General features: G+C 47.1%; 12 protein-coding genes and 2 pseudogenes. 1 reads left to right on the forward strand and 13 read right to left on the reverse strand.

From position 1 onward, the window contains the following. Positions 1 to 289: 289 nt before the first annotated feature. The 11 genes and pseudogenes from Q2J39_RS08550 to agaB all read right to left on the reverse strand — a co-directional run bounded on the left by Q2J39_RS08550 (position 290) and on the right by agaB (position 10189). Positions 290 to 1117 (reverse strand): hypothetical protein, encoded by an 828-nt coding sequence (locus tag Q2J39_RS08550; protein ID WP_230267494.1) that lies wholly within the window; start codon positions 1115 to 1117, stop codon positions 290 to 292. A gap of 108 nt (positions 1118 to 1225) precedes the next feature. After that, positions 1226 to 1393 (reverse strand): annotated as a pseudogene (locus Q2J39_RS10810) (zinc-ribbon domain-containing protein); the annotation flags it as partial. 331 nt (positions 1394 to 1724) lie between these two features. Then, entirely contained in the window at positions 1725 to 2582 is an 858-nt protein-coding gene (srtB, locus tag Q2J39_RS08555) for a class B sortase (protein ID WP_288340107.1), read from the reverse strand. Between the two features lie 311 nt (positions 2583 to 2893). Further along, the gene (nagB, locus tag Q2J39_RS08560) at positions 2894 to 3610 is read right to left on the reverse strand and encodes a glucosamine-6-phosphate deaminase (RefSeq protein WP_288340109.1); all 717 of its coding nucleotides are present in this window, start codon (positions 3608 to 3610) and stop codon (positions 2894 to 2896) included. Between the two features lie 81 nt (positions 3611 to 3691). Then, positions 3692 to 4249, reverse strand: coding sequence for a GNAT family N-acetyltransferase (locus Q2J39_RS08565; protein WP_230267498.1), 558 nt, complete (start codon positions 4247 to 4249; stop codon positions 3692 to 3694). A 307-nt stretch (positions 4250 to 4556) separates the two neighbouring features. Further along, positions 4557 to 5279, reverse strand: coding sequence for a hypothetical protein (locus tag Q2J39_RS08570; RefSeq protein ID WP_288340111.1), 723 nt, complete (start codon positions 5277 to 5279; stop codon positions 4557 to 4559). After that, positions 5173 to 6543 (reverse strand): annotated as a pseudogene (locus Q2J39_RS08575) (lectin like domain-containing protein); the annotation flags it as partial. The gene Q2J39_RS08570 and the pseudogene Q2J39_RS08575, both read right to left, overlap by 107 nt. 33 nt (positions 6544 to 6576) lie before the next feature. Then, the gene (locus tag Q2J39_RS08580) at positions 6577 to 7428 is read right to left on the reverse strand and encodes a C1 family peptidase (RefSeq protein ID WP_288340113.1); all 852 of its coding nucleotides are present in this window, start codon (positions 7426 to 7428) and stop codon (positions 6577 to 6579) included. Positions 7429 to 7950: 522 nt separating this feature from the next. After that, positions 7951 to 8895, reverse strand: a complete 945-nt coding sequence (locus tag Q2J39_RS08585) for a PTS system mannose/fructose/sorbose family transporter subunit IID (RefSeq protein WP_288340115.1) — start codon at positions 8893 to 8895, stop codon at positions 7951 to 7953. Continuing rightward, on the reverse strand, positions 8885 to 9682 hold the full coding sequence (locus tag Q2J39_RS08590) for a PTS sugar transporter subunit IIC (protein WP_288340117.1): 798 nt from the start codon (positions 9680 to 9682) through the stop codon (positions 8885 to 8887). Before Q2J39_RS08590 ends, Q2J39_RS08585 begins: the two co-directional genes overlap by 11 nt. 30 nt (positions 9683 to 9712) lie before the next feature. Continuing rightward, the gene (gene agaB / locus Q2J39_RS08595; RefSeq protein WP_230267503.1) at positions 9713 to 10189 is read right to left on the reverse strand and encodes a PTS galactosamine transporter subunit IIB; all 477 of its coding nucleotides are present in this window, start codon (positions 10187 to 10189) and stop codon (positions 9713 to 9715) included. Between the two features lie 1680 nt (positions 10190 to 11869). Here agaB and Q2J39_RS08600 point away from each other — a divergent pair. Then, complete coding sequence (locus Q2J39_RS08600; RefSeq protein ID WP_288340120.1) at positions 11870 to 13033, forward strand: AraC family transcriptional regulator; 1164 nt, start codon at positions 11870 to 11872, stop codon at positions 13031 to 13033. 329 nt (positions 13034 to 13362) lie between these two features. On the opposite strand, the gene agaF is transcribed toward Q2J39_RS08600, so the two are convergent. Next, the gene (gene agaF, locus Q2J39_RS08605) at positions 13363 to 13794 is read right to left on the reverse strand and encodes a PTS galactosamine/N-acetylgalactosamine transporter subunit IIA (RefSeq protein WP_230268255.1); all 432 of its coding nucleotides are present in this window, start codon (positions 13792 to 13794) and stop codon (positions 13363 to 13365) included. Beyond that, the gene (locus Q2J39_RS08610; protein WP_230268256.1) at positions 13794 to 15005 is read right to left on the reverse strand and encodes an SIS domain-containing protein; all 1212 of its coding nucleotides are present in this window, start codon (positions 15003 to 15005) and stop codon (positions 13794 to 13796) included. The genes agaF and Q2J39_RS08610 overlap by 1 nt, the downstream gene beginning before the upstream one ends. Between the last annotated feature and the right edge of the window lie 261 nt (positions 15006 to 15266).

A 15266-nucleotide genomic window follows, 5' to 3' on the forward strand; every position in this document is an offset into this window, starting at 1 on the left:
GCGTATCTAATATTCAGTCTCGCGTATACCCGTCGATTGTTTGACACTTACGAAAAAACCGGCAAAGACCGGAGTATATCCTCTGAAAACAGAGACTGCCAGAGTCTTAGCGGACTGTAGCAATTCCCTCCTGCCTTGTCCTTGTCCCCTTCCCTTATCGATCAAGCGCTGCTCAAAGAAAATCCCCGGCGATTATCCAGTTACGCCGGGGGGTGTATATCCATTTAAAATGTCTTCAATGTCAATGCAAGGATCGGATCGCTTCTTTGCCGTTTGGATACTTGTCGTTTTAATACAGGTAACAGAAAAAGCCGGTGCCGGTCATCAGCTGAATGAGATCGTCTTTCGTCACGTCGTATGTATGACCTGCTTCATCAGGAATATACAGGGTATAGATCGTGCTGCCAGCATTATCGCTTTTGCTTCCACAAATCAGACCGTACGTACTTGGCTGGCCAGTCTGGAAATTCACGCAGACGATCGTGGGATACCCTGTGCTCAGATTCGTATCGATCGAATTGAACAGAGCGTCTTCCTGCGCCACGGTCAGCTGCGAGAGGTCCATATATACGCCGGTATATTGTGCGCTTATGCCATTGACGTCAAATGCGTGGGTCAGATAGCTCGCCAGCCTTTCGAAATCGCTGACGCCATTGATCATGATGCCATTGGCGATTTCTTCCTGACTGGAAATGATTCCTTTGGATTCGAGAATGATCTGTGCAGCCGCCGGACCGCTGTAATTGGATTTTTCCCGGGTAATGTGCGCTATCGGCAGCTTAGTCTCTGAGCTAGAAGATTTCTCGAATACATCGTCCGGAGTGGAATCAATCGGCGAAGAGGAAGGTTCGTCTTCCCTCGCCACGTTTTCAGCCGGATCTTCCCGATCGGAATGGATTGACTTCGAAGACTCCTCTTCTTCGGACTTGCGATCTTCCTGCTTGTTCTCGAAATCTTTGTTTACTGCGGCTGTCTGGGCGGAAGGATTTTCAGTGGACGCATTCGAATTTCGTCCAAAAACGAATACGCCAATCAGAACAGCCGCCACAAATACAGCAGCAATCCCAATGCCCGCGTACAGACCCGTTTTCTTTTTGTTTTTTGAAGTCGTCAGCATGACGCTTTGATTTGCAGGCTTCTGCGTCCGATTTGACTCAGCCTGTACAGGACGCGCTGCCGCTGTTCTCGGTTTGGACCGCTTTGGCAGAGCGCTACCGCAGCGTTTACAGTAAGCATCGTCTGATCGGTTTGGGGTATTGCAGTTGGGACAGATGAGCGGGCGATCGGATTTCGTCGGTTCCGGCTTTGGAGCCTCTGCTAAATCTGTACCGCAGCGCTCGCAGAAACGGCTGTCCTCCCGGTTCGCCGTACCGCATTTTGGACACTTTTTCATCGTAAGGATCCTTTCTGGATTTTCGTTTATCCAATAATCTTTCTTTTCGCAGTTCTTTCTTCTTTTCTGGGTATAAGAGAATTCAATCGGTCTGAACCGATGGGCAGATCATTTTTCATCCGCTGTTTTTTAGTTTACTCATCGTTTCCTTCTGTGATTCGTCTTTGCGAAAAGTGCAATTGACGTGTTGTTTTGACTTCACGAATTAGCCGGTTCGGCTGAAAAACGGGAACTGGAAGCAAAAAAAGACGGAATCATAAACTCCATCTTCTGGCAAAACCGGTTTGGAACGGATACTTCCAAAACGGTATTCTTCGTGAATTTTGCCGGCTTAGTTTTCTTCGGGTGCCGGAATGGGGGCGCTCCATTTTTCCATCATGCCCATGAGCGCAAACCTCTGATCGCTGTGTACGCCAAAATCCATGTTGCAGGTGGAAAGCGTCACAAAGTTGTGGTTGCGGTATTCGAGCGGACGGTAGTAGAGGGAGACATTCTGGATTTCATCAAGAATGTCCTTGCGGTAGTCGCCAAAGTCGGTGGTGTAAATGGGTGAATCATCCGTTCCGGCATAAAACGCGTTGATCGTGCACCGATAGTTTTGCGACGGCGTCAGCAGCCAGAAATACGGATGGGCATTGAAAAACTCCAGATCGTTGAAATTCTTGAGGTTGGTAAACATGCCGCCGACGTCAGCCGTATGGGCATAAATGATCGAGTTCTGGTTCTGGTAGTCCGGATTTTGCGTGCAGTCCAGGAATACAGCACCCAGACGGTTGTAGGCGCCGTTGAACGAGTGATTCAAATAATAATCGTTGTCCATGGCCTGAACGACCGGATAGGAAATTCCGGTTCCCGGAACGAGAATCCAGGCGTTGATGTTCGGGTTGGCCGCTTTCAGACCTTCCCAGTCGACGGTAAATGAAGGCGCCTCTTCGCTCATCTGACCGTTTTCATCGCCGGCGGCATTATTTCCGGTAACGTACTGGTTAAAGGCATCCGTTTCTTTCTGGATGGTTCGTTCTTCGTTCCAGGTTTCGTAAATCTTATAGCCGCTCACGCCAAGAACGACTACGCAGACCGCCATAAGAATATAGAGAATGATCTGCGTAACTTTTTTCTTTCTGGATCGGCGCGGTGCGGCAGAATTATCATTCGTGCTGTCCACAGCGGGACGGTTATTCTGATCCATAGTTTTTTCCTTTCCGATTCGCCAGAATTTGAGTTTTCAAAAGGAGCAAAAGAGCGGTCTCTTTTTTATCTGTATCCTTATCGTCTGCTCTCTTTTGTGAGCGCAGCGGGCGAATCTGAATCTTCGATTATCTTAGCGAATTTTTCAGAGGCAGAAAAGGACGGAAGGCGCCAGCCGCCTCTCTTGGCCGCAAACGAAAAAGAACCGGCAGGTTTTCGCCTGCCGGAACGTATACAGTCTATAGGATACTGGTTCTGCCGAATAATCTGAGTGTTGGGGCAGAATCTGGAAAGATCGACTGAAGTCTGTGATTAGCGATTGAGTTTGGACGCAGCCGCTTCGTCTACGATTACGACTACATCTGGATGGTTCTGCAGAACAGAAGCCGGGCAGGCTGTGTCTACTGGTCCTTCTACCATGGCTTTTACTGCATCCGCTTTGGATTCGCCGTTGGCTACGAGAAGGATTTTCTTCGCATCCATAACGGTACCGATACCCTGCGTGATAGCATGTGTCGGTACTTTGTTGATGTCGTCATCGAAGAAACGCTTGTTGGCATCGCGTGTGCTTTCGGTAAGTTCAACGATATGCGTTCTTTCATCGAACGGTGTGCCCGGTTCGTTGAATCCGATATGTCCGTTGCGGCCGATACCGAGCAGCTGGATATCTACGCCTTTTACCTGATCGTCATAGGCTTTTGCATCTTCTGCAGTGCTTCCGTAAGGAACATGCGTGTTGGCTGGATCGATGTCCACGTGGCTGAACAGATGATCGTTCATGAATGTGTAGTAGGACTGCGGATCGTTGCGGTCAATGCCTACGTATTCGTCAAGATTGTAGGTATGAACGTCTTTGTAGGAAGTTCCGTTTTCTTTGTGATCCTTTACCATTTCGGCATAGAGGCCTTCCGGAGAGCTGCCGGTAGCCAGTCCGAGGACTGCATCTGGGCGTGCATCCAGGACTTCTTTCATGACTTTGAACGCTTCTTTGGAAAGCTCATCATAGTCTTTTGTAACAATTACTTTCACAGTATTTTCCTCCTAGGTACATCTATTATAAAAGGATTCCTTCCGTTTGAATCTTCGAAATTGATAAAACGAAACAAAAGCTTAATTTGACGCGTCGCCTTTGGATACGTAGCGAATCAGATCGTTTCCAAAATAGTCCGCCAGAATGGATTCGTAAAACTCATAATGCACCGGTACTGGCCAGCTTAACAGTTCCATCGGCACGCCAAAGAGCGTAATCGTAGTCTTGCAGTCGTTCATGGAAGAAGAAAGATAAAACCGCTTTCTGCGCACAGCTTCTTCGGTTGTCGGCGCCTTGGTGCTTTCGATCTCAACAATAAACGGATGCTTTCGAACTTCCTGCAGCCAGGTCAGAATGCGAGATCCGATCCGATGGCCTCGAATCGTCGGATCGACGGCCAGATAGTCGAGAATGTCCGCTTTTTTATTTCGAATCAGAAAAATGAGGGCAGCCGGCTTTTCATGAAGTTCGGCGTAAAAGAGCTCCATTTTTCCTTCTTTTTTTCCATCGAGAATCATCGAAAACGGCTTGCGCTCCGAATCGGGAAAAGAGTTCTGGTACAGCGTTTCAATTTCTGTACGGTATTTACAGTCTTCTTCAAAAGGAAGAATTTTCAGATCGTTTGTCTGGGATTCCATATTTGCGTTCACCTGCTTTCTATGCGAAAACGCAGCGCTTCTTTCCTTCTTATTAATCCGTTTTGGACTGTAAAAGAAACATAATGCGCTTTCATTCATGATCACCATAACAGGATATGCAAAAAATGCCACTCACCGGGCTTTTTCGACTTGGCGGCGGATTCCATAACGGCGTATGCAAAGCAGCAGAATCGGGGATAATCAGGGATAAACAGAAAAACGGCTGCAGCAGAAATTCAGCCCGTTCCGGGAGGTTCTGCTCCAGCCGTTTTCAACTTTTTTCCTGCCAGCATTCATTCCATTTCCTTTAGCTGGTTTGCTTTAGCTCATCCAGGCGTTCTTTGGACGGAAGAAGCCGCAGTTCCAGCAGATCCTGATGCAAAGTATCTATACAGATTTGCGCCTGCTCCGTTGTATGGGACGAACGATCTTCCAGAATCTCGATAGCGTCTGTGAGATGGGTAAAAACTTCTTCTTCATACAGACCAAACTGTGCGCTTGATTCGCTGGTCTGCATCAGAACGGCTCCTTTGCGAAATACCGTATCCAGAAGATCCTGCATTGGATTTGTTCGAACCTCCAGGCTCGCTGCCTCAGAAGCAAACGCATTAAACACTGGCCGCGTATACGCGTAAATCCGATAGGACGTGTCGGGTTCGAGAGGGACGAAAGCCGGACTGCCCTGCCATTCGAGGGTGTCCAGATCCGGATCCTTCATGTCTTCTTGCGCTTTTACAATCGCGTAGATACCGCCGTCAACTTTCTGAACGCTCAGAGTGGAGGAAGTCACCAGATCCATTTTCAGTTTAAGAGCGCTCGGTCGTTCGGGAATTTTAAAGCGATAAATCGCAGAAGCAAAGTCATAGTCTGTCGCATCCCTTTGCAGATAAACATCGACCCCAGGCTTTACGGAAAGCATCTCATCATAGGTGAATTCGATTCCATCGCTGAGATCTGGAGTATAGCCGTAACGAATGCCTGGAGAAAAAATGGCATTGATCCGCTCGTTCGCATAATCGATTCCGATCACCGGCCAGGACCATCGAGCTGGAATTGTCCAGGTTTCTGTAACGGAAGTTCCCTCTTCCTTTGTATACGTCAGCAGCTGTATACGTCAGCAGCAGCGGCGCCGGAAGTTCGTCGTCAATGAGACGGCCGATCGAATCGCCGTTCGGAATGGGATCGCCATCTAGCGTGCTGACGGTATATTTCGAATCAAACGAAATCGTTTCGCTGCGATAGACAAAGTGCAGAGGCGAACGACGGACATGGAGGGCTGCTTCTGAATTTTTCTTGCCTGGTGCGCTTGCACTGATTTGGAGGGTTACTTCTTCTCCTTCTTCCAGTTCAATCGGATCGGACCAGGCGAATCGTTCGGCGGGCTCGCCGTTTACAGCAATCGAATCCGGACTGATGGTCTGGACATAAATGTCCTCTTCGTCATTGCGAAGTTCAATCGTCGCGCTGCCGTTTTCAAAGGAAACGATCTGTCGGGCGCGTGCGGAGTCAACTCGATTCGTCCCGATTTGCGCAGATGCTTTGGAATACGTTCTTGTAACCGTATTTCCTGTCTGACCTTCTTCGTTTACCGTGCGAGCCAGCAGTGTATGCGTCTGGTCCGGCAAAGCAAAGCGCAGTTCGATCGGCGCAGTGTATTTGGCAAACACCGATCCATCCATCGAATATTCGATCGGTTCATTTCCTGCACTGGAAAGTTCCAGAAGGGTTCCATCGTTGACTTCCCCGTCCATCTGCGAAGAACGAACGGTGCTAAGCTCCTCTTTAGATTCTGGCAGCGGATTGGTAAAGCCTTTAATGCAGACGTTGGTCAGGACAAAACTGTCGGCCATCCCGTAAACGTCTTCCCATTGCGCGCTTTCATAATCGTAGACGTAGCTTTCGTGTCCCGTTCCCATTTCTTCCACAAAGTCTTCTTCCGGGTCTTCACAGCCATACGTTTCTACAGGAATGGGATTCTCGTATTCCGGATTATCAAATTCGATAACGATGCTGAACTGGGAATTGGAGTGAAGAACGGCTGGCTGTTCGAGCTCAATCGTATGATAGCCGGTATACTGCTCGCTTCCGCTCTGTCGGCTGACCAGCCTTCCGTTTTCCGGATTTTCCCCCTGCACCTCCGTGTAGACCGAAAGGGTATAGGCTGTACCAGCGTCCGTCGTATAAAACGAAGCAGCCTCAAGAAGTTCATCTTCTTTCGCACTGAAAATATTGGCTGCTTTTCCCAGACACGGGTTATTGTTGCTGCCTTCCAGGGAGGTGTACCACCCCAGGGTATCGTATTGATAATTGCGCTGATAGTTGTCGTTTTATTCGAGAAGGAAAACAGTAACAAAGGAAATTGCGCTGTCTTCGTAGGAGAGCCAGTGAGTTCCGTTTTCTCCCCAGTCGTACCCCCAGCTGTTTTGAACGAGCCAGGCGCCGTCATGTTCGGGCTGCGCACTTTCGTTAAAGTTTTCTCTGGAGAAGCTGTCATCCCAGCCGATTATCTGTACGACATGATCAGTTAGATGTCCCGGTTCGTTATCCCAGGCATTCGTTTCTTCGATGTAGCCGCTGTAGTTGCCGACGTTTACGTTAATGACGGCTGGTCCGTAGTCATAGACAACCTGTTTGATGATCTGCTGGTCCACAGTATTTCGATCCGGATCTTCGTACGCAGAGGTAGGAAGACAGAACGCATCCTGCAGATGAAAGTCCGCTTCATAGCGCATGCTTTCGTCAGGGATACGATCAAAATCAGACATAGGCAGTTTTTCTTCCCGAATCGGTCCTTTCCAGGCGGCTAATGACGGTGCAAGAAGACTGCTGCTTCCCCCATTCCCGTACGGATCCCCATTCATCTGCAAAATCTCTTCTTCTTTCCCGGTCAGCGTATACCATGCTGCATGCAAGGAAGAAAGCTGGAGTCCATGTTCCTGATCATATAGCGTTTGCTCAGCACCCTCTATCCCGGTAATTGCCCAGCAGGTCGAAAGCGATCCCTGATCTTCCACGAGAAGCAACCTTCCCTGATCCCGCAGACTGAATCTGAACGGGAGCGTTCTAGCCGACGTTTTCGTCTTCTGATTCTTTCGATATTGCCTTGCATAATGATCGGAAAGATACGAAAGATCCATCGAAGAAGGAGCCTGTCCATGCGGATCTTTGAGCCAGTTCAAATATTCTGAATTAAAAGCGGATGGATCGAGTCGATCGGCGACCGGACTTTGGGGAATAGTCTGACCCTAATCCTCCATGCTCTCCTTTGCCTGAACAGGCTGCTGCCCGATGCTCATCGACAGTCCGATCAGCAGGGCTAACCATTTCGAAGCCTTCATTTGATTTCTCCCTTTCTTCTCGCTTTAAAGCGTTTGATTCACTTCCTTTTTCTTTTACCCGAAGCCAACGCCAGTCTCTTGGCTGGGGAAAAAGGATTTGGTCTCATTTTATCGTCAGGATTGAGGATTGGAATTTCCTGCGTGGAATGTATTAAAAGCTTCTCCTTTTGTATCTACTGCTTATGTCAGGATTTTGCTTTCTTCAAAATCAAAAGTTACATCCTCTTAAAAATACGAGATCGAGGGAAGACAGAAAAAAACGGCTTTGAAATTTCGTGCGTTTCCGTTGAAAACGGCAGATCGAGTTCAAAGCCGCAAAAACAAAACTCTGCCGAGTGATCGGCAGAGTCAAGTTAACAAATATTAGAAGAGCATTCCAGTTGCTGCTGGGTCGATGCCTGCTGCAAGCAGAGCTGCATCTTTCGATGTGTACCAAGGTACTGGGATCAGTGGATCATATCCGGATCCGAGGATACCGAACATACCAGCTACGATACCGATAACGAGGAGCAGAAGGATACATTTGATTGGTGTCCATCCTTTTTTGAGGAGGAAGTACATCAGCAGAGTCAGAAGCAGAGGAATAAGGCAAGGCAGGATCTGGTTCAGGTAATCCTGAAGAACGACTGGGCTTTCGCCGTTAGCGAATACGATACCAGTTGTGGTTCCGCCGCCGTAGTTAGCTGTAAGAGCACCTACAACGAATACACCAAGGATAGAAGCAGCGCGTGTGAATTCTTTAGCGTTAGCTGTCATCATCTTAACTGCATCCAGACCGAGGTTGTAAGACCAGTACATCAGGACGTAACGAAGAATCATTTCAATGCCGAAGGCAATAACGAAGTACAGGATTGGACCCATCATCGATCCGTTGATAGCCATACCGCAAGTCATACCTGCGATAATTGGGATAAGTGTGAACCAGAAGAGAGCGTCACCAATACCGCCCAGAGGAGCAGCAGTGGAGATACGTACAGCACGGATTGTCTGGATATCCATTTTGTTCTGTTCCATGGAGAGAACGAGACCCATAACGAATGTTACCAGGAAGGGGTGCGTGTTCAGGAAGTCCAGGTTCTGACACATGGACATCGAGAGGTCAGTTTTGTTTGTGTGAATCTTTTTCAGACCAGGGAGCATGGACCAGAGCCAGCCGATAGCCTGCATACGTTCGTAGTTGAAGCAGATCTGAAGGTTGCAGGAACGCCAGATCATTTTCGTCAGGGTTCCATTATCCAGTTTTGGTGCTGGAGTCAGATCTGTGTAATACTGCATATCCTGCAGATTGAGATCTGTATTAGATGCCATCAGAGAATCCTCCTAAACCTGCGTTAGATGCAGCTTCTTTAATGTTGATTGAAGTGAAGTAGTTGCTGCATGCGATACCGATACCGATGAAGGCAATCAGTACGAGAGTAGCGGAAGCCAATGCTGGGATATTACCAATAACCAGAGCCATTGCAAATCCAGCAAGGAAGTAGCCCCACATATCGTTGGAAAGCATGATTTTCAGCAGAACGCCGAATCCGACGAAACGCATCATGCCGCCGGCAACAGCGAGACCGCCGTTCATCAGCCAGGAAGCGTTAGTGGAAAGGGATTCCATTGCAGGCTGAATAGCAGCGCCGCCTACGTAAGCCAGGATAGCGATAACTGCGAACAGACCGCCAAGAAGAGCTACGTCAGCGAGGACAGCATTCGTTACACCTTTTGTTTCACCCTTGGAGCAGGTGTCATCGCACCATGCGTTGAAGGAAGAAGCGATTGTGAACACGATGGTTACTACATAAGTACCAAATACAGAGAAGATTACAGCAGAACCGAGAGCAGCGTCTACGGACATCTCTGTCTGGCAGGCGAAGATCATAGCAACAACTTCACCGATAACTACGTTTGCGGGCTGTGCGCCGCCGACAGGCATAGAACCAATCATCATCAGTTCGTATGTTCCGCCAAGTACCAGACCGGTATTTACATCGCCCAGGATTGCACCGATGATCGGGCAAGCGCAGATTGGACGGTAAATAATCTCAGTCAGGGAAAACTGGTCAATCGCAAACAGGAATGTAACGATTGCCAACAAAACGACTTGCATAATTTTTCTCCTTTGTTTTGTTAGTGCAATTTAGCTAAAGAGTTTGGAAACGTCTTCTTTAGCTGTGTTAGGTGTGCGCTGGATTTCGAGTTTAACACCGAGATCCTGCAGCTTCTTGAATGTGGCGACGTCGTCATCGTCTACCGCAACACTCGTAGCTACCTGGCGTTTTCCTTCATGCATGTGCATGTTTCCAATGTTCAGAACATCGATTGGCACGCCGCCCTCGACGAGCCGTAACGCGTCCTGAGGAGTTTCCAGGATCAGGAAGATTTTCTGAGCAGGACTTGCTTTGCTGATGACAGCGATCGTTTTATCAATGCTGAAGTAACGAGTCTGTGCATAAGCTGGAGCAGCCATGTTCATCAGGCCCTGACGGAACTGGTCTTTCGCAACTGCGTCGTTTGCAACGAGAAGCAGGTTTGCTCCAACCACCCCGGCCCACTGTGTTGCAACCTGTCCGTGAATCAGACGGTTGTCAATTCGAGTCGCAACAATGTTTGGCATTTATATCTCTCCTTTCTGTCAAGCTATGCTGTGAAAGCACTCTCTTATCTACGATTATAAACAATGCATTCCCATATCATTTGCACAAATTGGATCAAGATTTAGATTTTTCGTTCAAATAAACCAAATTTGACGGAAAATTTGCGAAATAATGCCGAAGAATTAACGCAAAGCTCAGGGCTCGCAGACAGGGATTGGCATAGCTTTTCATGAAAAGAAAAGAGTATGCCAGTCAGCCCATTTCCACCCGATTAAAAATCATTTCTTTTAGACAGCAATCTTATACGAATCGTCTTATCCTGTATCAACAATTCATATTGGAAGGTTTCAATTTGGGATGGAATGATGACACAAGGATTATCTAACAAACAGCCGCAATTTCCAAACATTTTGTGATAATTTGGGATAATATTTTCAAATTGATTTATTTAAATATCAGTAGAATCTTTTGCGTCCGTTCAGGCAAACGCTTTCCCAGGTACATCCGAAGAAATGTAAACGTTATCGGAATCGGGGAATGTTGAATTTTTCTACAATTTGGTATTTCTGCGGTATTCTTAAATGCCTGCATCTTAGATTCTGGAAGCAACAGTGCAGTTCTATACTGCAGCCTGCCTTCTGGATCCGAGTGCCGGCTCAATCGTTTTCTGCAAACGGTATATCCGCTTCTGCATGGAATCGGTCGATATTGAAACACAGATCAAAACCAATACTGAAAAGAGCACCCGGCTTTCGCGTTCCTGGATCAGACAGAACCGGGCGCGCAGCGCTTTCTGTCCATTCAGACCGGATATGGAATACAGACTTCGAAATGCATGCAGATTCGGAATGCAGCGAATCTCTGCGAATGAACTCGAACAGTATTGAACCTCAGCCATATAGACAGAAAGAGTACAGATCGTATAGACAGAAAGAGTACAGATCGTTTTACTGCCTGATCCGATCTGGAAACGCGCTCAATGAATTCCTGGATCAGGCCCTTGCAGATTCTTCTTTCTCTGCTTCTCTGCAGGTCCCTGCCCAAGTCCGACTCGAGACCTTTATCTTATCCTTAGCTTCTTTGAAAATAAGGAAAGCCCTGATCGTTACGCGTTCAGCAAAGTACAGAATCTCGGATTTTCGGAGCCATAGCCAGGAAAAGTCCATACAAAACCAGGTCTGATGAAGAAGGGACAGCCAGATCGTCCCCTCCCTTTAACAGACTGAACATCTGCTCTTACAACCGTTAACCCCTGTTTACTGCCACCCATCACATAAAGATTTCATAAATATTTACTGTTTTAAACTAAGGTTTTTAACAATTGCTACGATCGTATTTTTATAAGCTCTGCTCTCTTTATAACGCAAGTTCTGGCCCAGAATTGTCCATACAAATAAGAAAAACATCCGTTTTTGAAATTTGCTTTGCATTGATCGAAAATATCCACCTCGCCTTCGAACTAATTTATTCAATCTTAATGTACGGAAATATCGATTTACTCCACAGATTTGAACTTTTTTAGTGAAATATCGACCGAAATTTACAAAATGTGCCCTTTTTAATTTCCGGCTCATTTACACCCCATCAAACGCTGGATATACTTTTTTATTAGAAAGCGTTAACAAGACAAAATAGTCTCTTTGTTGCTCTAAACAGTATTTGAAGACTTTTGCCTTGAAAATTTGGAATAGTGGTGAAATATGCTCAAAAGAACAACGCATTATCAGTTTCAGCCGTATGGCTCGATCCTCTACGATCTGTCCGAAGTGGCTGAACAGCATGCCGACTACCAGCAGAACGCTCTTAAACTGACGGCTAAGAGCTTCTCGCATGTGTACTCTTCGAACGAACCCTGCTACATCCAGTGCAAATCGGGCATTGTGCTGATGGCTGTTTCAAAAGATGGGGATACTTTTGAAAATTTTGTCATCCATCGGATTGTCAAAACGAATCCCGAAACCTTCTTTAACTTCATTTCGATCTCAGATGATGCCGAGATTGATATCTGCTACCGTAAATCAAATCTGGAAATTCATCCGGCTGCGCACGAAGTTACGTTCAGCCCGATGGTGACCAATCTTCATATTCATGAAATCCTGACCACCTTTTATCAGGTTCGAAAAGAAGACTACGTTTTCCCGGGTGAAGCGCACTCGTACTATGAACTTGTTTATATTGACCACGGATCCATGGAAATGGACGTGGACGGCAAAGCCTACTCCCTGAGCAAGTACGATCTGATGCTCTACTACCCAGGACAGTTCCACTCGCACTACACAAAACACGATCAGACGTGTTCGTATCTGACCGTTATCTTTAAGATGGATGACACGCTGGCGGATTCGCTGTGCAATCGTGTCTTCCATACACGCAAAGATATTTATCAGGTCCTCTGCTCCTTCATGAAGGCAGTACAAACGGAAGACTATCTGAACCAGGAACTTGCGATCCTCTATCTGAAGGAAGTCATCATTCTGCTGCACCAGTTCGACCATAAAGAAGAAGTCGATGCAGGCATCAACCCGATGCAGCAGCATTATGAACACACTCTGCTCAACGAAATTCTGGTCTACATCAACAACAACATCTGTTCGGCATTTACGGTCGAGGATCTGTGCATTAAGTTCTCGGTTTCGCGCTCTTCCCTGCAAAACCTCTTCCGGACCAACCTGCACATCAGTCCGAAACAGTACATCTCCAACCTCAAGCTGAATCACGCAAAGCTTCTGATTCAGGAACACAACCGTACGATCTCCGAGATCAGCGACATGCTTGGCTTCACCAGCATTCACTACTTCTCGAGAAAGTTCAAAAAGCAGTACGGTCTTTCCCCGACGGATTACTCCAAGTCGATCCATCCTTGATCGCCGGATCGAGCAGGTACTGGATGTATTTCCAGGCTATGAGAAATCAGGCATAACAATAGATGTTTTTTTACGGAGTTTGTATTTTATAAGCGAGCTAAGAAGGCTCGCTTCATAATCAAATTCCCTTTCTTAAACTTTCTTGGAAAAAGGGCTGTCCCGGCCCTTTTTTCGTTGTCCAAATCAAATATCGTCCTTTACTGAACGAAGAAAAAGAGCACGCATCAAACGGAAGATGCGTGCTCTTGTGCTATACAGAAAAATGTCGTCGTTGCGGATGCTCTGTTTTCTCTTTGAGTTTGCCCTGAGGAAACGAGCGAATCCGGGAATTAGATTCCGTCGGAGAAATCGTCGGATTCAGCTGCAGGAGCCTTGAATTCGAAAGCCTGTACCTGGTCTTTGCCGACTGTGATCGCCTGTTTTGCCAGCTGATGAATGTCATCCATGAACTGACGAACGAGGTTGATTTCTACGAGCATGCCAAGGTTTGTACCGGCTACAACTTCATAGCCTCTTGGGAAGCCGAGTTCTACGCTGACTTTGAACGGCGAACCGCCAGCCAGGTCGGACAGTACGAGTACAGACTCGCAGTCTTTCAGGTTGTTCATGGCTTCTTCAAGATGAGCAGCCAGATCATCGGTCGAATCGGTCAGGTTGAAATCTACCGCATAGTAGTTTTCGGCCGGTCCGGCAATAACGTTTAAAGCTTCAGTCAGACCAGACGCAAAGTGTCCATGTCCGGTTACGATAAGTCCAATCATTATGCGTTTTCCTCCACAGTGACTTCAGTTTCCGATTTGAGTTCGTAAGGATAGATGGTAACGCCCTGAACAACGCGGTTAACTTCGCCAGTTGGGCATGGGTTATCCGGTGTGATGCCAAGAGAGATGGATTTGAACAGTGCGATTACCTGAGCAGCCAGGATGTAGTCGAAGGCAAGGTACATGTTGTCTTTTGCGAAGAGCAGACCAAAGTCGATATAGAGGTCAACGAGTTTTTCGATGTCTTCGTATTTACGAGCGGCTACGGCTACCAGTTTGTTGCCCTTTCTCTGGGAAGCCATTTCCTTAACCAGGTCGTATTCATACTGTCTCTGATATGGATCATCAGAAATGTAGATAACGGTCAGGGTTTCGTCGTTAACAACAGATTTTGGTCCGTGACGGAAGCCAAGCGGAGAATCGAAGGTTGTTGTAACCTGGCCTGCAGTCAGTTCGCAGATCTTCAGCTGGGATTCCTGAGCGATGCCTTTCAGAACGTTTGCGCCAAGGTAAACGATACGGTTGAAGTCATAGGATTTAACCAGATCTTCACAGGCTTTGTAGCCATGGTCGAGGAAGTGCTGTCCTCTGAGGATAACGTCTTCCAGACGAGCTTCAGTTTCTACCAGGTGATCCAGGTTGAAGCAGAGCATAGCAGCCAGCATCATGTTGGAGAAACTGGAGGTCATGGCGAAGGACTGGTCGTGAGTCTCTTCCGTCAGGTTGATATCGAGGGCGTTGTCGCGTGCAGCAGCAGCTTTTGCGAGTGCGCCGTTCTTGTTGCAGGTGATGAACAGATGGTAAACGTTCTTGCCGCATACCGCGTCTGCTACCTGAACTGCGCCTACGGATTCCGGAGAGTTGCCAGAACGGCCGAAGCTGACGAGCAGAGTCTTGCGGTTTTTGTCGAGGTAGTTTTCTGGAGTTTCTACCAGGTCAGTCGATGCATAGGATTTTGCGCGGAAGCCTGTGCAGGTGTTGATGAAAGAATAGAGGGCATTGCCGACATATTCACTGGTTCCAGCACCGGTGAATATGATATCCAGGTTTGGATCTTCCAGAAGCGGATCGATGAATGCCTTAATTTCGTCTTTCTTTTCTTTAATCTGTTTGAGTGTTTTCTTCCAGGTGTTCGGCTGCTGGTAGATTTCCCGAGCTGTCCAGATGCCGTTTGCGCTTTCCCAGAAGTTCTCTTCATGACCAAAAATCATGTTTGATTCCTCCTTTAAAGTTGGTTTCATTATACTTTGATTTACACTTTTACGATTATCCGACGACATTTTTGTTTAAAAAGTGCAAATCAGCGAACGGATTTTTTGAAGTCCATTCCTCCCTAATATCGTACTCTGTCTCAAGCCGGATTTGAGCAAGAAATAACCCCTGAACGGATATTTTTTTGAGTTTTTTTGCCCCTTTTATCCAATGCTGTTCACTTAAGCTTCACAAGCTCACTTACAAATCAGGTTAGTTCC

The sequence above is a fragment of the uncultured Allobaculum sp. genome (assembly GCF_948576815.1).
Taxonomy (GTDB): domain Bacteria; phylum Bacillota_I; class Bacilli_A; order Erysipelotrichales; family Erysipelotrichaceae; genus Allobaculum; species Allobaculum fili.

Bases quoted from the DNA above. Each gene is read 5' to 3' on its own strand.
- Q2J39_RS08550 (WP_230267494.1), bottom strand. From the start codon at position 1,117: ATGCTGACGACTTCAAAAAACAAAAAGAAAACGGGTCTGTACGCGGGC.
- srtB (WP_288340107.1), bottom strand. From the start codon at position 2,582: ATGGATCAGAATAACCGTCCCGCTGTGGACAGCACGAATGATAATTCT.
- Q2J39_RS08565 (WP_230267498.1), bottom strand. From the start codon at position 4,249: ATGGAATCCCAGACAAACGATCTGAAAATTCTTCCTTTTGAAGAAGAC.
- Q2J39_RS08585 (WP_288340115.1), bottom strand. From the start codon at position 8,895: ATGGCATCTAATACAGATCTCAATCTGCAGGATATGCAGTATTACACA.
- Q2J39_RS08590 (WP_288340117.1), bottom strand. From the start codon at position 9,682: ATGCAAGTCGTTTTGTTGGCAATCGTTACATTCCTGTTTGCGATTGAC.
- agaB (WP_230267503.1), bottom strand. From the start codon at position 10,189: ATGCCAAACATTGTTGCGACTCGAATTGACAACCGTCTGATTCACGGA.
- Q2J39_RS08600 (WP_288340120.1), top strand. From the start codon at position 11,870: ATGCTCAAAAGAACAACGCATTATCAGTTTCAGCCGTATGGCTCGATC.
- agaF (WP_230268255.1), bottom strand. From the start codon at position 13,794: ATGATTGGACTTATCGTAACCGGACATGGACACTTTGCGTCTGGTCTG.
- Q2J39_RS08610 (WP_230268256.1), bottom strand. From the start codon at position 15,005: ATGATTTTTGGTCATGAAGAGAACTTCTGGGAAAGCGCAAACGGCATC.